The organism is Agathobacter sp. LCP21S3_B2, assembly GCF_052118705.1.
Taxonomy (GTDB): Bacteria; Bacillota; Clostridia; order Lachnospirales; family Lachnospiraceae; genus Roseburia.
This window is the reverse complement of the sequence record NZ_JBQKGQ010000011.1, coordinates 39,727-61,885: the sequence shown is the minus strand read 5'-3', so window position 1 is coordinate 61,885 and position 22,159 is coordinate 39,727. Positions and strand designations below refer to the sequence as shown.

16 protein-coding genes and 1 tRNA gene are annotated in these 22,159 nt (G+C 42.1%); 13 read left to right on the top strand and 4 right to left on the bottom strand.

Annotated features, from left to right (window positions below; translation table 11 throughout):
* The first annotated feature begins 423 nt into the window (after nt 1-423).
* Entirely contained in the window at nt 424-2,010 is a 1,587-nt protein-coding gene (locus ACTQ1L_RS09535; RefSeq protein ID WP_441366776.1) for an AAA family ATPase, read from the top strand.
* 187 nt (nt 2,011-2,197) lie between these two features.
* Here the strand turns inward: ACTQ1L_RS09535 and ACTQ1L_RS09530 are convergent, their stop codons facing one another.
* Nucleotides 2,198-2,749 (bottom strand): biotin transporter BioY, encoded by a 552-nt coding sequence (locus tag ACTQ1L_RS09530; protein ID WP_321110260.1) that lies wholly within the window; start codon nt 2,747-2,749, stop codon nt 2,198-2,200.
* Nucleotides 2,750-3,081: 332 nt separating this feature from the next.
* Here ACTQ1L_RS09530 and ACTQ1L_RS09525 point away from each other — a divergent pair, with 332 nt between their 5' ends.
* From ACTQ1L_RS09525 to ACTQ1L_RS09490, 8 genes are all read left to right on the top strand, one after another.
* Nucleotides 3,082-4,932 carry a sensor histidine kinase gene (locus tag ACTQ1L_RS09525; RefSeq protein ID WP_441366774.1) on the top strand — a complete coding sequence of 617 codons (1,851 nt, stop codon included), beginning with the start codon at nt 3,082-3,084 and terminating at the stop codon, nt 4,930-4,932.
* Nucleotides 4,929-5,726 (top strand): response regulator, encoded by a 798-nt coding sequence (locus ACTQ1L_RS09520; RefSeq protein WP_279206071.1) that lies wholly within the window; start codon nt 4,929-4,931, stop codon nt 5,724-5,726. Before ACTQ1L_RS09525 ends, ACTQ1L_RS09520 begins: the two co-directional genes overlap by 4 nt.
* A 293-nt stretch (nt 5,727-6,019) precedes the next feature.
* Complete coding sequence (locus ACTQ1L_RS09515; RefSeq protein WP_441366773.1) at nt 6,020-9,574, top strand: InlB B-repeat-containing protein; 3,555 nt, start codon at nt 6,020-6,022, stop codon at nt 9,572-9,574.
* A gap of 16 nt (nt 9,575-9,590) precedes the next feature.
* Nucleotides 9,591-11,111: a SpaH/EbpB family LPXTG-anchored major pilin gene (locus ACTQ1L_RS09510; protein ID WP_441366771.1), complete on the top strand. Its 1,521-nt coding sequence runs from the start codon at nt 9,591-9,593 to the stop codon at nt 11,109-11,111.
* A gap of 172 nt (nt 11,112-11,283) precedes the next feature.
* Nucleotides 11,284-12,141, top strand: coding sequence for a class C sortase (locus ACTQ1L_RS09505; protein WP_441366769.1), 858 nt, complete (start codon nt 11,284-11,286; stop codon nt 12,139-12,141).
* Nucleotides 12,125-12,814: a class C sortase gene (locus ACTQ1L_RS09500; protein ID WP_441366767.1), complete on the top strand. Its 690-nt coding sequence runs from the start codon at nt 12,125-12,127 to the stop codon at nt 12,812-12,814. Before ACTQ1L_RS09505 ends, ACTQ1L_RS09500 begins: the two co-directional genes overlap by 17 nt.
* Nucleotides 12,815-13,408: 594 nt before the next feature.
* Nucleotides 13,409-14,869 (top strand): hypothetical protein, encoded by a 1,461-nt coding sequence (locus ACTQ1L_RS09495; RefSeq protein WP_441366764.1) that lies wholly within the window; start codon nt 13,409-13,411, stop codon nt 14,867-14,869.
* Nucleotides 14,870-14,971: 102 nt separating this feature from the next.
* Nucleotides 14,972-16,564: a DEAD/DEAH box helicase gene (locus tag ACTQ1L_RS09490; protein WP_321112289.1), complete on the top strand. Its 1,593-nt coding sequence runs from the start codon at nt 14,972-14,974 to the stop codon at nt 16,562-16,564.
* Between the two features lie 116 nt (nt 16,565-16,680).
* On the opposite strand, the gene ACTQ1L_RS09485 is transcribed toward ACTQ1L_RS09490, so the two are convergent.
* Both ACTQ1L_RS09485 and pepT read right to left on the bottom strand, forming a co-directional pair.
* A complete protein-coding gene (locus tag ACTQ1L_RS09485) occupies nt 16,681-16,827 on the bottom strand; it encodes a hypothetical protein (protein WP_441366761.1) in 147 nt (48 codons plus the stop codon).
* A 36-nt stretch (nt 16,828-16,863) separates the two neighbouring features.
* Nucleotides 16,864-18,093: a peptidase T gene (gene pepT, locus ACTQ1L_RS09480; protein WP_441366760.1), complete on the bottom strand. Its 1,230-nt coding sequence runs from the start codon at nt 18,091-18,093 to the stop codon at nt 16,864-16,866.
* Nucleotides 18,094-18,308: 215 nt separating this feature from the next.
* Between pepT and ACTQ1L_RS09475 the strand changes: the two genes are divergently transcribed.
* Nucleotides 18,309-18,381, top strand: a tRNA-Lys gene (locus tag ACTQ1L_RS09475).
* A 219-nt stretch (nt 18,382-18,600) separates the two neighbouring features.
* Nucleotides 18,601-19,071, top strand: coding sequence for a tetratricopeptide repeat protein (locus ACTQ1L_RS09470; protein ID WP_441366756.1), 471 nt, complete (start codon nt 18,601-18,603; stop codon nt 19,069-19,071).
* Here the strand turns inward: ACTQ1L_RS09470 and trmB are convergent.
* On the bottom strand, nt 19,063-19,704 hold the full coding sequence (gene trmB / locus ACTQ1L_RS09465) for a tRNA (guanosine(46)-N7)-methyltransferase TrmB (RefSeq protein ID WP_321112286.1): 642 nt from the start codon (nt 19,702-19,704) through the stop codon (nt 19,063-19,065). The two genes, ACTQ1L_RS09470 and trmB, sit on opposite strands and share 9 nt — an antisense overlap.
* A gap of 176 nt (nt 19,705-19,880) precedes the next feature.
* On the opposite strand from trmB, the gene ACTQ1L_RS09460 reads away from it, so the two are divergent.
* Nucleotides 19,881-21,299 (top strand): D-alanyl-D-alanine carboxypeptidase family protein, encoded by a 1,419-nt coding sequence (locus tag ACTQ1L_RS09460; RefSeq protein ID WP_441366754.1) that lies wholly within the window; start codon nt 19,881-19,883, stop codon nt 21,297-21,299.
* Nucleotides 21,300-21,322: 23 nt separating this feature from the next.
* Nucleotides 21,323-22,153 carry a patatin-like phospholipase family protein gene (locus ACTQ1L_RS09455; protein ID WP_321112284.1) on the top strand — a complete coding sequence of 277 codons (831 nt, stop codon included), beginning with the start codon at nt 21,323-21,325 and terminating at the stop codon, nt 22,151-22,153.
* The last annotated feature ends 6 nt before the right edge of the window (nt 22,154-22,159 follow it).

The window sequence follows — 22,159 nt, the reverse complement described above, 5'->3', positions numbered from 1 at the left end:
GCTCTTTTTTCGATACTCCTATTATACCACAAAGAGCATTGAAAAAGAAGGAGAAATGCCAGCATCTAGCAAACATAAGTATAGTAAAACACTAGCATTTCCTGATACTTATTTTGCTTAATATGTCTCAAAAGGAGATAATAAGAAGAAACATATTGTGCGCAGCTCATCCATAGAATAACACGCATAAAACCGGCAAGCTATCAGCGAACACTAATTATTCTTGCCATCCTACAGCCACAAATAGTATAATAAAAATAAATCAGCAATGATTATCTGCGTTGAGATATATGGGAGGCGGGAGTGTGCAGCAGCATATCAGTATACTGAACTGTTTTTTTAATGAAATATGAAGGTAAAAGTGTCCTGATTGCAGGGCAGAGGGGATAATTATGGAAGCATTAATGAAGTGGAGGACAAACAATGGGCATATATCTGAATCCGGGAAATGATGAATATAAAAAAGCGGTCAATTCAGAAATTTATGTTGATAAAACGGGATTAATTGCTTTTACTAATCGGATTTTAAATACGGAGCAGCGGAATATTTGTGTCAGCCGTCCTCGCCGTTTTGGTAAATCTATGGCCGCCAATATGCTTGTCGCGTATTATGATAAGAATTGCGATTCCAAAGAGTTATTTTGTGGATTAAATATTGCAGATGATGAATCATTTGAAAGGCATATTAATAAATATAATGTGATTCATATCAATATGATAGATATAATTAGCAGAGTCAGTTCAATGGATGAAATGATAGATTATCTTCAAAGACGTATACTATGGGATATAAAAAAAGAGTATGCAGATTTGGATTGCTTTGATTGGAATGATTTGGTGGAAGTTATGTCTACCATATATAGTGAAAAGAAGCAGTCATTTATAATCATAATTGATGAATGGGATTGTATTTTCAGAAAATTTCCGGATGATTATGATGAGCATAAGAAGTATCTTGATTTTTTGAGATTTTTTATAAAGGGAAAGTCATATGTGGCGTTAGCATATATGACAGGTATCCTGCCAATCAAGAAGTATGGAGAGCATTCGGATCTAAATATGTTTGATGAGTATTCCATGACCAATCAGCGCGAGCTTGCGGAGTTTACCGGTTTTACAGGCGAGGAGGTGCAGAAGCTCTGTGTGCAATATGATATGTCGTTTGACAATATGAAGCAGTGGTATGACGGATATGATTTAAAGGGTGTTCAGGTTTACAATCCGCGTTCTGTTGTTATGTCACTTTTAGGGCACGATTTTGACAGCTATTGGACAAAGACGGAGACCTATGAAGCTCTGAAAAAATATATACAGCTTGACATGTATAATCTCAAGGAATTGGTCACAAGGCTTATTGCAGGGGAAAGTGTTCCTGTCAATCCAAATAAATTCCAAAATGATATGACGACTCTTGAGAGTGCAGATGATGTTTTGACTCTTCTTGTTCATTTGGGGTATCTCACATATGATTTCTACAATGAGACTGTTTCTATTCCAAATCAGGAGGTGCAGAAGGAGTTTATTAATTGCATAGAGGATGGTGGTTGGGAGTCGGTGATGGATGCAATCAGAAGCTCAGATAAATTGCTTGATGCTACATTGAATGGCGATGAAAAAATAGTAGCATCTATGATAGAGCACGCACATCAGGAGAATGCTTCAATACTCAAATATAATGATGAAAATGCTTTGGCATGTGTGGTATCACTGGCATATTATTCAGCAAAAAAAGATTATTTGATATACCGTGAGCTTGCCGGTGGAAAGGGCTATGCAGATATGGTGTTTGTGCCTAGAAATGGAGTAAATAAATCTGCAATAGTGGTTGAATTAAAGTATAATAAAACGGCAGATGCGGCGATAGAGCAGATAAAAGATAGACAATATGTTGAAGGTCTTAAGGCTTATAAAGGTGAGGTTTTGCTTGTTGACATTAATTATAATGCAGACAGTGATTCAGTCAATTATAAAAAACATGAGTGCATAATAGAGAAAATCAGAATTCAGTAAGATATTGGAGGTATGATGTCGGCAGGCTTAAAAGATATATCATGCTGTTGTATTAGTATTGTATAGCATATGCTTTTATAAAAGGCCTGCATAATCAAAAACCACCGCAGGAATTTAACTCTCTAACTAAGCTAAATTCTGCGGTGGTTTCTTTTATGCTTACTTGTTTACAATGCTTACCGTCCGGCTATACGGAAGCTGCTCTTGCGGTAGCAAGTCTTTTGAACTGTGGAGCAATCTGCGCCACCACGATAACCTTGACGAGATCAAGTCCGATAAATGGTACAAAGCCGGCTAAAAATGCAGCCTGTAATGTCATATGAGAGCTGAACATGAGCCAGAGAGAGCCGATTGCGTCAACGAGTACTGCTGACAGAATAGCCACGATGGTGTAGCGGATGCGGTTGTAGTTCTTGCCTCGGCAGAGTGGAAGGAGAACTGCAATAAGCAAAAATGAGAAGTTGAATCCGCCGAATGGTCCGAAAAGATATGCAACTCCGGCATTTCCACCGATAAAAATCGGAATTCCGACCATACCGAGAAGCATCCATACAAGTACAATAAGGAAGGACTGGCTTACTGAAAAGACCATTCCAATAAGTGTTACCACAAAGTTGAGCAGTGTGATGTGGGAACCGTTTGGAAGCGGGATGCTTATATAAGCCGATATGCAGAGTATTGCTGTAAACATTGCCATCATTACGAGTGAATGTACATTAAAAGTTGATTTTGTGTTCATTTTCATTACCTCATTTTGTTGTTTTATTTTTAATTCTCAATTAGTATAGCCAAGTGTTAACCTAATGTCAACCATAAATATTAATAAGGTTAACAATTAACCATGAAATAGCATTGACTACACATATGAAGCAGTCTATAATTCTAAGAAAGGCCAAAAATCGAGCGGGAGAAAACCCGAACGGGTATAAGCATGTTTGGGTGGTTTATGATACAGATGATTTCCCGGCAGATCATGAAATGTACTAGGTGTCAGGCACTCGAAGAATTCCTGCTGGAGATTCCCATAGCACGGCACTCTATAAACTACTACTTTATTTATGCGAGGTAAAAATGCAGAAGTTAGATTTTTTACGAAACAAGTTAAAGCGGTCATCCATTGTTGTGATTGGAATAGGCATTATAACGCTTCTGGCGGTTGCCTTTTTGCTGATAAAAAGCAATCAAAGCAAACAGTCAACCATGGCACTTCCGTTGGCTGTAGCATTTCAAGGTGATTACAAAATTGATGACGGGGAATGGCACCCCATAATCGAAGGAGAACATATTTCTGCATTGCAGGGCGATGTTACGCTGCGGGGAATGTTTCAGCTTATGTCACCGGACAGGTCAGAAACCATAGGCGGTCTTTCTAATGGGACACCAATTGCTTTGTATTTTAATCACATAGGAGCAACCATACATGTTCCCGGACAGGAACCGTATGTTTGTGACATTGAGAATCCTGAGTTTGACGACAGTGTTTGTGGAAAAATATGGGCGGAATACTATTATACAGGAACGGAAACAGATACAATTGAAATTGTCTTGAAAAACAATCACAATTTTGGAAATGAAAACGCAGTAGACGACTTCCTGGATTCCATGTATATTTATGGAGGAGAGGGTGGCGTTGTCTTCAAAGAAGCGATAAAATACGAAGGGGATTTTGAAAGAACACTCGGTATTGTGGCAATGGTCATATCATTTGTGATTCTTGGCGTTTCCCTGTTCTCCTCTTTGATGCGTATCCCCAAAAATGAGATCATGTGGATGATAGGTTTCATGATGCTTTTTGGCGGAGGATATTTTATATTGGAGTCACCGTATATTTCATTATGGAATGACCACTACCGATTCAATACAATTGCATCAGAGCTATGTATGATGCTCTATATGTTGAGTATGACTGTTTTTGTTGTGGAGTGCCTTAGCAAAAAGGCAAAAAACATTGGGTATGTTCTGACTGGAGTTTCATGGGTGATCCTGGCAATCATAATGGGCATATCTTTTTTTGGCAGTATTGAAATTTACGATACCAATCTGGCATGGTCAGTATCACAGTCTTTGATTACCCTGATTTTGCTTGGCTGTGTGATCTACAGTCTGATTCATGCTGAAAAATATAACCGGATTCTACTGATATTGTCTATTTTCATAATTGCCGCATTTCATGTTGATTTTGCAGCAACTGCTATCGGATGGTGGCAGGGAGGTCTTATCTCGAATATTGTGTTTATTCTTATGTTTTTTATTATCATCTTTATGATACTGCTTGTAATACCCAAAAATTTTCGTGCGGCAATGCGTGAAAAGAAGATGAGAGCAGAATTTGAAAACAACCGGGTCGCCATTATGAGAAGTCAGATACAGCCGCATTTTATATATAATACCCTTGGCACAATTGAGCATTTCTGTTCTGAAAAGCCGCAGATGGCTGCAAAGCTTGTACATGATTTTTCGTTGTATTTACGAGGAAATTTCAGTGAGCTTGATAATTATGCGCCAATTCGTCTTTCGAAGGAAATTGCACATGTAAAGCACTACGTAAATATAGAGAAGGTCAGATTTCCAGATATGACAGTTATATTTGATATCCAATCAGAAGATTTTCTCCTGCCTGCGCTTACCATACAACCACTGGTAGAAAATGCTGTCAAGCATGGTCTTATGGGGTTGGAAAGCGGCGGAACTGTTATTATCTCCACATATGAAACAAAATCTGATTACTGCATTTGTGTAGAAGATGATGGAATCGGCTTTGACAGCACCGCTGTCCAGGACGAGAAAAAGCACGTGGGAATCCGAAACATTCGAATCCGTCTGGAGATCATGTGTAAAGGCAGACTTGATGTGTGCGGTGTTCCAGGCAAAGGAACAAAGGCTTTGATCACAATACCAAAGAAAGAGGGAAATGAGAAATGATTGCAGTAACTGTTGATGACGAACGTCCAATGCTTCAGGCACTGACAAAAGCAGTTGCCTTTTCTCCGGATATTACAGCGATTTCTGAATTTTCTTCCTGTACAAAAGCACTAGAATGGGTACAGAACAATCATGTTGATATCGCTTTTCTTGACATTAGTATGCGTGGCATGGGCGGTTTGACGTTGGCGGAAAAAATACTAGAGGCACAACCTGAATGCAATATTGTATTTTGCACAGGATTTTCTGAGTATGCCCTGGATGCTTTTCAGATCCATGTTTCTGGATATCTGCTGAAACCGATTACAGCGGAAGCAATACAGAAGGAAATCGACCATATAAAGGGGCGAAAAACAAAGGAAAAGCTGCTCCAGGTGAAGTGCTTTGGCAACTTTGAAGTTTTCGCTCATGGAGTTCCATTGAATTTTACACGCTCTAAATCCAAGGAATTATTAGCGGTTCTGATTGACCGCAATGGTGCAGGTGTGACTGCCAAGCAGATTTGTACAATTATGTGGCAGGATGACTATGATGAATTGAAAAAAATAAATTACCTGCATCAACTTTTCTTTGATCTACGCAATGCGTTGAAGAAAGCCGGAGCGGAATGTCTGCTGAAACAAACCGGATATTATTATTCGCTCGATACGGAACGGATTGACTGTGATTATTATTGTTTTCTGCAAACCGGAATGCCTGCATTTCAAGGTGAATACATGACACAATACAGTTGGGCAGAAGTCACTTGCGGTATGTTGTGGAATAACAAATATGAGTTTTTACAAAACAAATAATGATATTTGTGATGACGTTTTCTATTTTCCATAAACTGACATGAAAAAGTTACACAAATTTTAGCATAAACAACAGAAGCTTTTATGTAAATTCATCTTTCAGTGTCGTTGTTACTCTGCATTTCCTTGTGAAAAATGATAAATTGGTTGTTGAAATGTTTATTTGTGGGGTTTGAAGTCGATTTGATGTGTAACGACTTTGTAATCCTACAGTGCTATATTATAATAAATCTTGATTTCTATCGGCTTCGCGTAATTTTTTTATAAAATTCAAAAAAAGGAGGGTACGCGCCGTGTATAAATCTAAACATATTATAGGAAAACGCAACGGTAAAATACACCGGTTCGCTCTTTTTTTCACAGTGCTTATGCTTCTTTGCGGTGTTCTTTTGCTGTTTCATTTTACCCCTTCCCACGTTTCAGCCGGCGAGGACAGCAGTGTTAACAAGCTGCAAAACGGCAGCTTTGAAGATGGACCGACTTTTTCAGGGATTAATTATTCTCAGCCTGATCAGAGCCAAGTTCCTAGCTGGAATACGACAGCTTTTCAGGGAAAAATTGAGCTGTTCAAGGAGAATAAAAATACTTATATTCAAAATGTAACACTTAAACCATCTGACGGCACTTATGCCGCTGAACTGAATGCCGATGAAGAGAGTACATTATACCAGAATGTTAGTACCTCTCCGTCAAGTGTCTATGAGTGGGGATTGGATCACGGCGCCCGCAATGGCACGGATACCATGGCTTTGGTTATCGGTCCTAAACAGAGCGTTGATCCGTCAAAGCCCAGCAAAGATGGGCGCGACCAGCTGATGCAGATGGTGGACTGGCTGATTGCGCAGAACATGACCTCTGTTAAAACTTCTGCCGGGTTGGGTGAACAGCTTACCGTTTACAGTAAAAAATTTGCCGCAGAGGGTACTTTTGAGGATAATGCAGGAAATAATCCGTTCAGCCTTACTCCAAGTGCGATTTATACCGAAGAGTGGCATATCTGGATCATGGCATCCTCAAAAACTACCAGCGGAACGAATCCATGGAACAGTTACGGCTCTAATGCTGAGAGTTCTGCTGGCAGCAGCTCGGTTAGTTCAAAGGCAGTAGATTTAAGCAAATACTATCTCTATACCGTTCCGTCGGGTCAGACTGATACATTGTTCGGCTTTGTGTCGGTGGGATATTATCAATCATCAACAACTCCGGACAAAGCCAAAACCTTCGGCAACTTCCTTGACAATATCAATTTTGAGATTTACCATCCGCTGTCGGGTAGTACTACCACCCACGGCAGTGCGGTTGTTGGCGGAAGCGACGGAACAACCGGGGGTACGGGAAGCTCAGACGGTCATCATGTCACCGTTGACAATAAGCTTGCCACCTATGTGGTGGATGGAGAACCGCTGAAAATTCAGGCTATTGTGAAGAAAACAGACGCCTATGACGGCTGTGAGTTTGTCGGTGTATATCACACAGAGCAGGATGAAAACGGAAATCCTGTGACCAAGTTTTTGAGATTAGCCGGACATGAAATAGAAGACACCGGAAGCTTGACAGATGAGCAAAAGGCAGGGAAATGGGTAAAATCTACCAATGCGGACGGCGATACCATTTATAACTATTATCTGGACAACCTGACTTCGGCAACAGACCTGCACTTTGTCTTTCTCAAGAGTCCCACCGTAACCTATGACCCCAACGGCGGAAAGCCATATGTAGTCAAAAGGGAGCATAATACAGACGAAGCGGCAAATGTATACAGCTTTAAGCCCGCTTCCGGTGTTGACGAGGCACAGGCAGGTACAAAGACCTTATTTATTGACCCTTATGTATCACATGCAGCTGAAGGACAGAATGATGGCTGGAAGTTTATGGGCTGGCGGCTTATAGGTGATGTCGTTGATGGTGATCTGACGAAATTTGCTCAGGTAAATGCAGATCAGTTGGGAAGTCTGATTCTTCCTGCGGAGCATACGATAGCCTGCGATTACACTTTTGATGGAGTCAATGGGGACACGAAGGCGCAGTATTTTAAAATATACAATGGCAAGGTATCCTTAACCAAGGAGCTCAAAAAAAATGAGAAAGATAATGATGTGGGTGTAACCTGGAGAGATAACAGCGAAACAAAAGCCTATGCCAATGTCCACAAGGGGCTTACCATGGTGGCGCAATGGCGTTGGCTGCAGGCGTTTATACCACGGACGTATAACATCAGTTCAGTCAGCTATGAGGATTCTGATACAGGCGGTACAGTTGCAATTACAAGTGTAACAGATACATCCGACAAGAATTACAACGCCGCATATAATGAAAACGGCGGTAAATCCTACCACGCTGCAACTGGTGAACGCGTAACTCTCAAGGCGACTGCAAAAGAAGGCTATGGTTTTGTTGGTTGGTATGACGAAAGCGGAAATCTTATTGCTACGAATGCTGAATACAGCTATGTGGAAACACAGGAAAGCGTAAAAACCTACTATGCGAGATTTTTGAACAGTGTTACACAGACCTATATCCGTCAGGTAGGAAGCGGTGACAGCTGGGAAGAAACCAATAACGATAAAATAGGTACTCTCGGACGTTATACTTATACCGATGCTGTAGGTATGCCTATCAGCTCCACTGCAACAGCAGGAAGCGGCTACAAATTTATGGGCTGGTATGATTCTGAGGGTAATAAGGTTGACGATAATATGCTTATAAATGACGGCGCAACGATAAGTTACACAACTACGGGCAATGCGACCTATTACGCGAGATTTTCGAAAATTGTTACACAGACCTATATCCGTCAGGTAGGAAGCGGTGACAATTGGAAAAATACAGGCGATGATACAATAGGTACTCTCACTCATTACAGTCAAACCAATACGGCAGATGCGACTGTAAGCTCCCAAGCAACAGCGGGTAAATACTACGAATTCGTTGGTTGGTATGCTTCCGATGGCGCGCTTATTACAACAGATATAACAATAACAGGCGAAATTACAGAAGGTGCAACCTATTACGCGAGATTCTCGAAAAAGATTGTTACACAGACCTTTATCCGTCAGGTGAAGAATGGTGACAGTTGGGAAGTCATCACCGATGATACAGATGATACAATAGGTACTCTCACGAAATACAAAGATGTAGGCGAGATAGATAAACCTGTAAGCTCCAAAGCGACCGCAGGAAGCGGCTACAGATTTGTCGGTTGGTATGATTCCGAGGGTAATGATGCGAATAAGGTCAGCAATGATATGCTTAAAGACAACGGCATGACAATAAGCTACACAACAACAGGCAATGCGACTTATTATGCACGTTTTGAAAAGGTGTATACCCTTAATGTGAGCAAGATTGACGGCGATAAATCCACAGATAAGAATAAAGTGCCGCTTGCCGGTGCGGAGTTTACGCTGTATCAGGCGGACGAAAACGGAGAACAGACCATTGTCTATGAAGGAGCAATCCTTAAATGTACAGCTGTCATAACCTCCGTTACGGTTTTAAATGCGGAAGGTACGCAGGCGACCGCAGTTTTTACGGATACACTCTCCCCCGATAGTGTGTATTATCTAGCCGAAACAAAAGCGCCCACGGGTTACCGATTGCTTGATGCACCATTAGAAATCAACTTTGACGATTCGGGCAATACTGCCCTGATCGGTGGAATAGAAAAAAACATTACTGAAAATGAGGTTAATGTTGAACTAGCGAACTATCTGACGCTGCATATGCCCATTTCCGGAACACCATTCACCGGCGGCCTATTCGCAGTGACAGGGCTTTCGCTACTAACCTTAGCTGTAATCGGTTTGTTTTGGTTTAAAATAAGCCGATATAAAAGCAAAAATAAATAATGAAAGGAAAATTCATATGAAAACAAAAAAATTTGCGGTCTTATTATTTACCCTTATTTTAGCCCTCGGTTTATTTCCGATGGGTGTGTTTGCGGCATCGACCACTGTTACCCCGACTTCAAAGGCATCTATAACAATTAATAATGCCGTGCAAAATGATGTACTTGAAGCTTATAAGGTAGTTGATATCACTTATGATGAAACATCTAACCACGTTTCATATGCGTGGAACAGTGCTTTTGCTGATTATTTTGCGCAGACTAACAGCGTAACGAATAGTGCAAATCAGGCATATACCGTTGAACAGTTTGCCGCACTTAAAGATGGTTCTGCTGACCTGAAAAATCTGCTTGCAGGTCTGCCAAAGTATATTGCAGATCACAACATCGATGCTGCGAAAACAGCAACTGTTGGTGAAGGCGGTACTGCCACCTTTGCAAATCTTGCAATGGGCGAGTACTTTATCCGCCCGTCCAGCACCACATCGGTTTATCAGCTGATGCTTCAGAAGATTGAACCGAAAGTAGAGGAGGCTTCTGATGGAAATCCGCATTATGTAATTGAGGATGTAACCTTCACAGCGAAAAAAGAGGAAGTTACTATTACCAAGACTGCTGACAAGACGAGCGTAACAAAGAATGAAAAAGTTGTCTACACCATTACAGTCGATATTCCTACCTATGCTGATAATACGACAGATAAGTCCTTTTACATATCTGACAAGTTTCCTGACGGACTGAAACTTGATCCTGCTTCAATCAAAGTTTCTTCAGGTGGAACAGATATTACTGCTTACACTCTTGATACAACTGCAACCGAGGATTATACCTTTAAATTAAGCGTCAGCACACAGCAGTATACTGCTGGCTGGACTAATAAAGGCGGAAAACAGCTTGTTATTACCTATACTGCAACGCTGAATGATGATACCACAACTGAAGTCAATGATAAAGAAACCAACAAAGCAACATTTGATTATTCGTTCTATCCCTATGATGCTGACTCACATAACCAGAAAACTGTTGATTATGCTGTCAACACCTTTGCTATTAAGATTGATAAGTTTGCATTCAACGGAATCAACACAGGCGATAAGACCAACAAGCTGTCCGGTGCGAAATTTGATTTGTACAGAACAGCTACTACCGAAGAAACTAACGCAAGAGGAACAATAACCATTCCTCATACAAATATACAAGGCATAAAGCTTGAGAGTGATCTTGTTACTGATAATAACGGTAGTGCAACCTTTAAAAAATACGAAGCAAACGGTGAAAAATACGATTACTACCTTGTAGAGACTCAGGCACCTCATGGCTATAACATTTTGGCCAATGCTGTAAAGGTTAACTTTACCGACACCGACGTTAAAGCAACTAACGGTGTTTATACAGTTGAGGTTCCTAACAGCAGTGGTATTACACTCCCAATAACCGGGGATGAAGGTATTGTAATCTTCACCGTCATCGGTATTGCTTTTATGGGCGGCGCAGTAATTTTGTTTGTTCTCTTCCACAAAAAAGCCAAGGCGAACTAACTACAAGAAATAATCATAACAGTTTACGCCACCCCACATAATAGGGTGGCGTATTGTTTCAAATCATGCATTCAATTGTGGGTTGATATCCTTTAAGGCAACACCGCACAAAGAACACCTGATGGCTTTGTGCGGTATTGCCTTAATACAATGTACGAAAGAGGAAAATGGAATGAAAAAACACTTGCCGACAATACTGATAATCTTTGTATTCCTCGTGGGAGGCGCTATTTTTCTCTATCCTACTGTTTCCAATTATCTTTATCAAAAAAACAGCACCCGCGCGATTACCGAACGCACCGGAAAGGTATCGTCGATAAGTCCCGAAAGAATTGCTGAGGAAAAAGAAGCTGTAAGGCGTTACAATAAAAGTCTGTCTGAGAATGCCGTTGTACTAACCGACCCCTTTGACCCAGATGCCTATCCTATAACCGACGATGAATATACCGAGCTTTTGGCTTTTGATGAAGTAATGGCGAGTATTGAGATTCCTGCTATCAATGTGGATCTGCCGATCTATCACGGAACAAAGGAAGAAACATTGTTAAAGGGTGTAGGGCATTTGGAAAATACTTCGCTCCCCATGGGCGGAGAAAGCACCCACGCCGTTTTGTCAGCACACTGCGGTCTGCCCTCAGCGAGGCTTTTTACCGACCTAAACCAGCTTCGTGAGGGCAACATATTTCGTATTCATGTTCTTGACGAAACGTTGACCTATCAGGTTTATCAAATAGAAACAGTCGAGCCTGATGACAGCTCCTCCCTTTTTATACAGGAAGGCAAGGATCTTGTAACTCTGATCACCTGTACCCCCTACGGCAAGAATACGCACCGTTTGTTGGTACACGGCAGGCGGATAGAGGAAAAAGAGGACGCTACAATTGAGGAGCCAAAAGTCGAAAAGAAAATGACATGGGAGGACTATACAAAGCTTGCTGCATTAGGGATTACAGCAGTGTTTGTTATGCTGCTTGTCAGCAGTGCGGTTAAAGATTTGATACGGAGAAAGAAGAATGAGAAAGCTGGTTAGAATAATAGCGATTATCTTATTGATTGTTGGTATTGGATTTTTTACTTATCCTATTGCTCTGAGAGAGGCATTTGATATACAGGCGAATAAAGAGATATATCAATTTGATCAGCTTAAAACAACAAATGATGATAACCTTCTGTATACCGAACTGCGTAGGGCAATGTTTGAATATAACGAAAAGCTATATTTAAGCGGGCAAAGTGGACTGATTGATCAGTTGTCGTATGAAAAACCGGATTTTTTGCTCTCCGATTATGGTATAGACAGCGATATACTCGGCTACATAACGATCCCTGCTATTGACATTAAGCTGCCGATTTATAACGGTGCGAGCAAAGAAAATATGGCTAAGGGAGCAGCGTATCTTGCCCACACCTCTCTGCCTGTCGGCGGTGAAAACACAAACTGCGTTATTGCCGCTCACACAAGGTATAAGAGTATATATATGTTTAAAAGAATTACCGAGCTTAACGTGGGCGATAAAATTTATATAACAAATTTTTGGGAAACGCTTGTATATCAGGTGGTCGAAACCAAGGTTATTGACCCTAATGATAGTCAGAATATTTATATTAAAGCGAACAGATCTCTTATAACCCTCTCTACCTGCCATCCCTACCCTGACAATTATCAGAGGTATTTAGTCTATGCTGAGCTTGTTAAGAATTAATATCTTATCCAGGAATGAAAAATACCATTATTTTTTGACATGAAAATAGTGAAAATAAGCACGCCAAAAAGACAGATGCAAATCATCAGTCAAAACAAAAATATTCAGTTGCTAAGATTAGCGATATCCGAAATGGATTGCTCCAATTCCACGAAAAGAATTTTCGTGCTGTTTTTAATGCTGATGAAAAGTCAATTTCGTAGTTATATTTATTGTCTTTTTTCCGTTTCTTTTTTTGTTTTCTTCTGCAGCTTCATTGGCAAGGAAAATGCCAAAATTATACAGAATCCCATCACATGCAAGGATGCAGTGATCTTTAAACTTGTTGGTAGTCCTTGGAAAGGAAGAAGAGAATTCCGAGAACAGATACTCTCATTGGTGCTTCCCTTGCCCATACCGATGATCATGCGCATGGTGTCATAGAAAGACAGTTTTCCAAGATCCTGCCGCGTAAAATTGTTATTGTATATGAGATACCGAAAAATGAAAGTGGTAAAATTATTAAAAACAATCGACAGATTCAGAAATAAACGTTATAATATAATTCGATAGTTACTCTAAATAGTATAAAACAGTTCCAGGGAAGGGGATTTTATGCAAGATAAAAAACAAAAGAAAACAATGCTCCAACTGATGTTTATGATTCTGATTTTTACGGTTGTGCTGCTCACGGATTTTTACGCTATCATCAATTATCCGGAGGAATACATACTTATTGCAGTCATAACTGTAATTCTTCTGATTTATCTGTGGGGAGTGGTAAACGGACTTTTCACTCTGCGCACATTAAAGGAGGAACGCAGAGAGGAGCAGTATGACAGTATTTTTAAGTCAGAAAAGGCCTCATATCTCATGCTCAAGAAATATTTTGAGGAGATAGAAGAAAAGATAGATATTTTACAGGAGGCTTCAAAGGTTCCTACAGAGGCTATTATAGGTGCTCAGAAGGGAATTGCAAAGGTTGTCATCAACAGAAACAAGGAGAATGCAGATGCGATCATGGGCTCAAACGAGCAGCTTTTAGATGCTGTCGAGAGGTTTGAGGCCAGACTCAAGGAGAGCGATGAGTTCATCGTTGAAAACCAGAAAAACGTTCTTTATGAGAATCTTAAGGAAATCATGGACAGACAGCAGACTCTTTCTGACAGTATAAAGGATATGGAAATCCGCCTGAGTCAGGTGATTGCTGCAAATCCGGTGCAGTTTACGGCAAATGTTGAGATGCCAAAGACAATCACTGCCATGCCATCGGTAAGTGAGGCAGCATCACAGCCGGTGACAGCTCAAAGCAGCCCTATAAAGCATGATGTGGTTGATGATTTCATAGTTCCTGCAGTTGATGAACCTGTTGATATGGCAGCGGCAGTAGAGCCTGCAGCTGAGCCAATTGCGGAGCCAATTATTGAGCCGGCTGCTGAACCGGTTATTGAACCGATAGCTGAACCCATTGTAGAGCCAGCCCCAGCCACAGAAGAAGCTGCAGCAGATACCGCAAGCAGCGATCCAAACCGCCAGTTGAGTGCAGATGAGATAGCGGCACTTTTTGCAGGAGCAAACGCAGGAGTGGGTGAACCGGAGTCTGCGAGTGAGCCTGAGCCTGTAGTAGAGCCAGCTCCAGCCACAGAAGAAGCTGCAGCAGATACCGCAAACAGCGATCCAAACCGCCAGTTGAGTGCAGATGAGATAGCGGCACTTTTTGCAGGAGCAAACGCAGGAGTGGGTGAACCGGAGCCAGCGAGCGAGCCTGAGCCAGCAAGCGAACCTGAGCCTGTAGTAGAGCCAGCCCCAGCCACAGAAGAAGCTGTAGCAGATACCGCAAACAGCGATCCGAACCGCCAGTTGAGTGCAGACGAGATAGCGGCACTTTTTGCAGGAGCAAACGCAGGAGCGGGTGAACCGGAGTCTGCAAGCGAACCTGAGCCAGCAAGTGAATCTGAGCAGGTTGAGCCTCCGGCAAGCGCACCGGAACCGGAAAATGCTCCGGTTGTGGATTTGAACAACACAAATCGTAATCTCACGCCGGATGAGATAGCCGCTTTATTTAAAGGGCACTAAAATAAAGAAATAGTATTTTGTAATAATCTCACAAATATGTTAAAGTGTGCATGTTATAAAAATATGCACACTTTATTTTTGAAAGGAAATCTAAAAGAATATATGGAAACAATCAGATTTGACGAATTAGAATTAAACCCTAAGATTTTGCGAGGCATCAAGGACATGGGCTTTGAGGAGGCAACTCCGATTCAGGCTCAGGGAATCCCGGCGGTGCTTTCGGGCAGGGATGTAATCGGACAGGCGCAGACCGGAACCGGAAAGACAGCAGCCTTTGGTATTCCGGTGCTTGAGAGCGTTGATGCATCAAGTCACAAGACACAGGTTATCATCCTCTCGCCTACCAGGGAGCTTGCCATCCAGGTGGCAGATGAAATCAGGAAGCTTGCAAAATATATGCATGGCGTGAAGGTGCTTCCGGTATACGGAGGACAGGATATCAGCCGCCAGATTAAGGCACTTAAGGGCGGTGTGCAGATTATTATCGGAACCCCGGGCCGTCTTATGGATCATCTCAGGAGAAAGACAATCAGGCCTGACCATGTAAAGACAATCGTGCTCGATGAGGCAGATGAGATGCTCAACATGGGCTTCAGGGAGGATATCGAGACAGTACTTGAATACCTGCCACAGGAGCATCAGACAGTACTTTTCTCGGCGACAATGCCAAAGCCTATTCTTGAAATCACAAGAAAATATCAGCATGATGCCATCAACATCAAGATAGTGAAAAAAGAGCTGACAGTCGCAAATATCGACCAGTATTACTATGACGTAAAGCGCAAGGACAAGATAGATGTGCTCACGAGACTGTTGGATTACTATAATCCAAAGCTTTCGCTTGTGTTCTGCAACACCAAGAAGATGGTGGACGAGCTGGCATATGAGCTTTGCGGACGCGGCTACAGTGCAGAGGGACTTCATGGCGATATGAAGCAGGTGCAGAGAGATCGTGTCATGAAGAACTTCAGAAACGGAAAGACAGATATTCTTATTGCCACAGATGTTGCAGCGCGCGGAATTGATGTGGATGATGTGGAGGCTGTATTCAACTATGATCTGCCTCAGGATGACGAGTATTATGTGCATAGAATCGGTCGTACAGGAAGAGCCGGCCGCTGTGGAAAAGCATTCTCCTTTGTAAAGGGTAAGGAGGTCTACAAGCTCAAGGACATCCAGCGCTATTGCAAGACAAAAATCTATGCACAGCCAATCCCTTCATCTGATGATGTTGCCAAAATCAGGGCAGAAAAGATCATGGACCAGATTTCTACCATCATAGATGAGGAAAATCTCACAAGTGTCATTGACATTATAGAGAATCAGATAAATGAGTCGGATTACACCGCAATGGATATTGCAGCGGCATTTTTATACCAGGCTATGGGCGCTTCTGAGATATCCACAACTGAATCAAAGGATGACTATGATTTCCACAATACAGGAGCAGAGGATGGCATGGTTCGTCTGTTTATCAACGTCGGAAAGAAGGACAAGATAAAGCCGGGCGACATTTTAGGTGCCATTGCAGGCGAGTCAGGCATGCCTGGCAGGCTTGTCGGTGCAATCGACATGTACGACAAGTATACATTTGTTGAGGTGCCGGCTGAGTATGGCAAGGAAGTGCTTAATGCCATGAAGAATGCGAAGATAAAGGGCCGCTCTGTGAACATGGAGCCTGCAAATTCACGATAGCAAAGTCAGGCTTTTCTGATGATGCATCAGCTTTTCTTGTTCTCAGTGGTTCTGAATAGTTACGATGGTTGTATAAAAAATACCGGGACACAAAATGTGTTGCCCGGTATTTTTTATTACTTGTCGTCATCGATTCCCCAATGCTCTTTCATGTAATCCTTTCCCATTCCTCCGCCGATATCATTTTGATTTCTGCGAAGATAATTTACAAATATTCCACCAACAACTGCAAAAATGATAAGCGCAGCCGTAATACTAGCCACACTGTTAGTTGTGAACAGTAATGACCGGCAGCGAAATCACGCGTCAGCCAGCATAAGCACATGCTTCACAATTGATTTAATTATATTAACTGCAGTTTCCATGCCCTCCACTGATATGTGCTCAAACGGGCCGTGGAAGCCGTAGCCGCCTGTGCCGAGGTTTGGACAAGGAAGACCCATAAAGGATAACCGTGCGCCGTCTGTACCGCCGCGAACCGGGCGTGAGAGCGGCTCCAGGCCGTTTTCTGCTATGGCAGTTTTTGCCAGGTCGATAATGTACATGTTGTCCTTTATGATTGAAAGCATATTCTCGTAGGAGTGGGTGATAGTCAAAGAAACAGTGCCTTCACCATATTTTTTGTTCATTTCTATCTCAAGAGAGCGGAGCGTATCAAGCCTTTTTGCAAAAAGAGCCTTGTCATGGTCTCGCACAATATATGACAGATGGGCTGAAGCCACATCACCGCTCATGTCACACAGATGGTAAAAGCCTTCTCTGCCCTCGGTTGTGGCAGGAGTCTCATTTGCAGGCAGTGCTGCGGCAATTTCACAGCCGACCAAAGCAGCATTGACCATTATATCCTTTGCCTCGCCCGGATGCACATTGACGCCCTTTATGGTAAACTCAGCGCTTGCGGCATTGAAGTTCTCATAGGCCACCTCGCCCTCGTAATCACCGTCCACGGTGTAGGCAAAATCGGCCCCGAAATAATCCAGGTCAAACAAATTCGCACCATTTCCGACCTCCTCATCCGGGGTAAATCCAACCCAGATATCGCCGTGAGGTGTGTTCTCAGCAATAATCTGTTCTAAGGCGGTCATAATCTCAGCCACACCGGCCTTGTCATCGGCACCAAGCAGAGTAGTGCCGTCTGTGGTGATGAGAGTGCGTCCGGTGCAGGCCTTAAGATCTGGAAAATCCTTAGTCATCAGGTAGTCCCCCGAGCCCTGCAATAATATATTGCTGCCGTCATAATTGTGGATAATCTGAGGCTTGACATTCTCGCCTGAAAAATCAGGTGCAGTATCCATATGTGCAATAAAGCCGACTGCCTTTTTGTGCTCCATGCCTGGTGTGGCAGGCAGCAGTCCATATACATAGCAGTGCTCGGTGAGCACAACCTTCGATAAACCAAGCTCATTAAGCTCAGACTCAAGCTCTTTTGCTAAAGCAAACTCCCTTTCGCTGCTTGGTATCTTATCACTGGCTTCATCTGATGTGGTGTGATAGCCCACATATTTTAATAATCTTTCTTCTACATTCATTATTTGTAAATCCTTTCTGAGAGACCTTTAATGGAAATCGGGTACAAAAAGTCTCAGTGTATAGAAAATAATATAGCTCAAAATGGCGTAAAATCAACAGTTTTACGCAAAACTAAAAAAAATTTAAAAAAAATGAAAAAAAGTGTTGCATTTTTATGAACTATACTATATAATAAATCTCGCGTTAAGGAAAGCGCAAAACAAATTTAAGAAACGCGCCTCTAGCTCATTTGGTAGAGCACCTGACTCTTAATCAGGGTGTGCAGGGTTCGAGCCCCTGGAGGCGCACTCAAAGGTACCGGTTTTATGGACGTATGAGCCATAGGGTTGGTGCTTTTTTTTTATTGTATAATCATATTGAGGGCAAGGAGCTATCGAGCCACAACATTAGTATAATAGTCCTATAAATTTTAAAATTAGGGATTGCTATTTTGAAAATTTGAGTATATACTGATAAATAGGACAAAAGTAACATTAGAGGTAAAACAAAATAGTCGGAGTATAAATATGGTAAAGGCAGTTGATAAATTTTCGATCGAAAATAGGGCTGACGAAGAGATAAAATTTGCCGTAGAAAATGTTATCCGGCATGATTATGATAATGCGGTAAATCACATAAAAAGAGCACTCGGCATGTTGAAAAGCATCGGATGCATGGTAAAATATGTGGAATACCTGAATATACTTGGATTGGTATATGAGCTGGATAACAAAGAGAGTGCGGCATTTGACTGCTATCTTGAGAGTCTTGCCAATGCAGAGATAATGCGATCAAAGGACTTGAAGGCAATGATATACAGTAATATTGCGTCAAGCTATAGCAAGATGGGAAGAAACAAGGAAGCGCAGCGGTATTTTAAGGATGCGTGTGATGAGTACGGCGCTTTGTCGGAGAACACAGAGGAACGCCACAGAATGTGGGGAATGTTTGAGTATGTCAATAATGCAATAAACGACAGGTATGTCGCCCTATCTTGAAGCGATAAGCTTACAGATAGGGTTTCCCATGCCTGAGAATTTTTCTTCATATTCTGTCATGATGTTTCCCCGGCTCATGACCGGGTCATTGTGCAGGTCGCGGGTGCTGGCATCGAGGTGCCATACGTCAGAGCATTCAATCTCTTCAAGTGAAAAAGTAAATAAATCCTGATTATCGGTCTTGAACTCGATATGGCCAGATGGTGCAAGAAAACTGTCATATCTGGCAAGAAATTCGCCGGAGGTGAGACGTCTTCTGGCGTGTCGGTCCTTTGGCCACGGATCGGAAAAGTTGAGGTATATGCGGTCAACCTCATTTTTGTCAAAAATATCAGGCAGTGTGGCTGCGTCAATGCACAGAAAATGAACATTGGCAAGCTCTGTCTCCTGCATTTTCTGAACGGCGCGAAGCAGCACGCTCGTGTAGCGCTCTATACCGATATAGTTGATATTGGGATTGAGTGCGGCCAGATCCATCAGAAATCTGCCTTTTCCCATGCCGACCTCAATGTGGATAGGATTGTCATTTCCAAGAAATTCGTGCCATTTTCCCCTTAATTCCACAGGTTCTTTTATACAATATGGGCTGTTGTCGATGACTTCACCGGCGCCCGGAATATTTCTTAGTCTCATAGAATCTCCTTGGTTTATATGAATATATTTATAATGTATTTTATAACACAATTATGACAGTGTCAAAATAAAACAGAAAAAATGCATCTTAAATCCCTTGATAACATGGATTGCTTACTTTATAATTAAAGGGTTGAAAAAAGTTTAATTGTTACAGCAAAAACAGGAATATAATTATGCATATTTTAAATATATTTAGAAAAAAAACAGGAATAATAGTATTGATGGCAGTAATTGCCATTACAACTGTGTGCGCAGCGCCGGTGTCAGTGAGGGCGGATGGAGAGTACTGGCCTGAGGGACCGCAGATTAACTCGCCGTGTGCGGTAGTTATGGAGGTTAACACCGGGACAGTGCTTTATGAGAAAAATTCCCACGAGAGACATTACCCGGCAAGTATTACCAAGATACTCACCACTTATCTGACCATACTCAACTGCAAAATGGATGAAAAGGTGACATTTTCAAAGGAGGCGGTCAATGACAGCAGGGATGGTTCATCGAGCATATCAAGGGATGTTGGTGAGGAGATGACCATGGAGCAGACACTTTACGGTGTGATGCTTGAGTCTGCGAATGAGTGTGCCTATGCGGCAGCAGAGCATACCGGCAAAAAGCTTGGTGGAGATTACAGCACCTTTATCGATTTGATGAACAAGACAGCTAAGGAGCTGGGGTGTGAGGACACACATTTCAATAATGCAAATGGTCTGCCTGACGAAAATCACTGGACAAGCGCCTATGACATGGGGCTTATTTCATGTGCGGCATACAAGAATGATGAGTTTCGCAAGATTACAGGCACGAAAACATACATGATACCGCCAACCAACAAGCATTCCACGGAGACACCGCTGTACAATCATCACGCACTGTTGCATCCGTTTAAGCAGTATTCGCAGTATGTGAATGCGGATTGCACCGGCGGAAAGACAGGCTATACAAAGGTGGCCAACAGTACACTTGTGACATTTGCGGAAAAGGACGGGCTGACACTCTGCGTTGTCATTATGAATGCACAGTCGCCTAGCCATTATGAGGACACGAATACTCTGCTGAATTACTGCTTTAGCAATTTTAAGGCATTGAATATTGGTGAAAATGAGACAAATGAGTCATCTGACAGTTCAAAGGATCTGGGTGTACTAAACACCTACGGAATGTATGCAAAGGTATCGGAGAATTATGTGGTTTTGCCGAACAATGCGGATTTTTCCGAGGTTACAAGAGAAGAAGATGAAAAAAAGCCTGATTCAAAGGAGGCTCTTGCAACGGTCAAGTATTTGTATGGAGACCATGTCGTTGGGCGCGTTAATTTGATAGCTTCAGGGGAAAAGGTGGATTTATCGTATTTTGATGCCGCAAATAGCAACAAAAGCGTCATAAGGATTAAGCCGGTTTATTTTTTGATATTGCTTGTGGTGCTTATAGCACTTGTAATATTAATTTTGATAGGCAGGAGAGTTTATGATAATTTCTATCGTATCAGACATAAGCTGAGTGCAAAGAAAGAACAGCGCGAGAGATATAAGCAGTATAAGAGGATGAAAAGGAGAAAGACAAATTTGTCATTCAGAGGGAAGAAAAAATACTAAAAGTATCAGAAACGGAGATTTAGATGAGTGAGACAAAAACTGCCCTCGTGCTTGAGGGCGGAGCAATGAGAGGAATGTATACAGCCGGAGTGCTTGACTGCTTTATGGATCATGGCATATGCTTTGATGCAGTGATAGGTGTTTCAGCCGGAGCATTGTTTGGTGTGAATCTGCTTTCAAAGCAGCGTGGTAGAGTCATCCGCTACAACAAAAGATTTAACGGCGACAAAAATTATATGGGTATAAGGCCTCTTTTAAAGGAAAAAAACATAGTGAGCACGAAATATGCCTATGATATTGTTCCAAGAGAGCTTGACCCGTTCGATGATGAAGAATACAAGAAATCTGACATTCCTTTTTATGCGGTTGTGACTAATGTAAAGACCGGAAAGCCGGAGTATGTACAGATTAAGAGTGTTTTTGAACAGATGGATGTGCTTCGTGCATCCGGTTCAATGCCAATCGTGTCAAAACCGGTAAAGCTGGGGCATGAGTGGTATCTGGATGGTGCCGTGACAGACAGCATTCCTTATGAAAAGATGCTTGAGATGGGCTATGACAGGGTTGTTGTGGTGCTCACAAAGCCGGCCGATTACGTGAAAAAACCGATGCCTAAGCTGTTTACATCGATATATAAAAGGCGTTTTCCGAGGTTCTATGAGGCATTTTCAAATAGATACATTATGTACAATGCACAGCTTGAGCGTTTAAAGGAGCTTGAAAAGCAGGGTGTTGCAAGGGTGTTAAGACCGTCAGAGCACATTAAGGTCAGCAAGGTTGAGAAGAATCCGGATAAGCTGGAAAGCCTGTATCAGCTCGGTATACGTGATGCAGAGAGATTTCTGGCAGGATGACACCGG

Excerpts from the sequence above, each read along its gene's own strand:
- ACTQ1L_RS09520 (WP_279206071.1), top strand. The coding sequence starts at position 4,929 with ATGATTGCAGTAACTGTTGATGACGAACGTCCAATGCTTCAGGCACTG.
- ACTQ1L_RS09490 (WP_321112289.1), top strand. The coding sequence starts at position 14,972 with ATGGAAACAATCAGATTTGACGAATTAGAATTAAACCCTAAGATTTTG.
- ACTQ1L_RS09495 (WP_441366764.1), top strand. The coding sequence starts at position 13,409 with ATGCAAGATAAAAAACAAAAGAAAACAATGCTCCAACTGATGTTTATG.
- trmB (WP_321112286.1), bottom strand. The coding sequence starts at position 19,704 with ATGAGACTAAGAAATATTCCGGGCGCCGGTGAAGTCATCGACAACAGC.
- ACTQ1L_RS09505 (WP_441366769.1), top strand. The coding sequence starts at position 11,284 with ATGAAAAAACACTTGCCGACAATACTGATAATCTTTGTATTCCTCGTG.
- ACTQ1L_RS09455 (WP_321112284.1), top strand. The coding sequence starts at position 21,323 with ATGAGTGAGACAAAAACTGCCCTCGTGCTTGAGGGCGGAGCAATGAGA.
- ACTQ1L_RS09530 (WP_321110260.1), bottom strand. The coding sequence starts at position 2,749 with ATGAACACAAAATCAACTTTTAATGTACATTCACTCGTAATGATGGCA.
- ACTQ1L_RS09500 (WP_441366767.1), top strand. The coding sequence starts at position 12,125 with ATGAGAAAGCTGGTTAGAATAATAGCGATTATCTTATTGATTGTTGGT.
- ACTQ1L_RS09460 (WP_441366754.1), top strand. The coding sequence starts at position 19,881 with ATGCATATTTTAAATATATTTAGAAAAAAAACAGGAATAATAGTATTG.
- ACTQ1L_RS09535 (WP_441366776.1), top strand. The coding sequence starts at position 424 with ATGGGCATATATCTGAATCCGGGAAATGATGAATATAAAAAAGCGGTC.
- ACTQ1L_RS09525 (WP_441366774.1), top strand. The coding sequence starts at position 3,082 with ATGCAGAAGTTAGATTTTTTACGAAACAAGTTAAAGCGGTCATCCATT.
- ACTQ1L_RS09510 (WP_441366771.1), top strand. The coding sequence starts at position 9,591 with ATGAAAACAAAAAAATTTGCGGTCTTATTATTTACCCTTATTTTAGCC.
- ACTQ1L_RS09470 (WP_441366756.1), top strand. The coding sequence starts at position 18,601 with ATGGTAAAGGCAGTTGATAAATTTTCGATCGAAAATAGGGCTGACGAA.
- pepT (WP_441366760.1), bottom strand. The coding sequence starts at position 18,093 with ATGAATGTAGAAGAAAGATTATTAAAATATGTGGGCTATCACACCACA.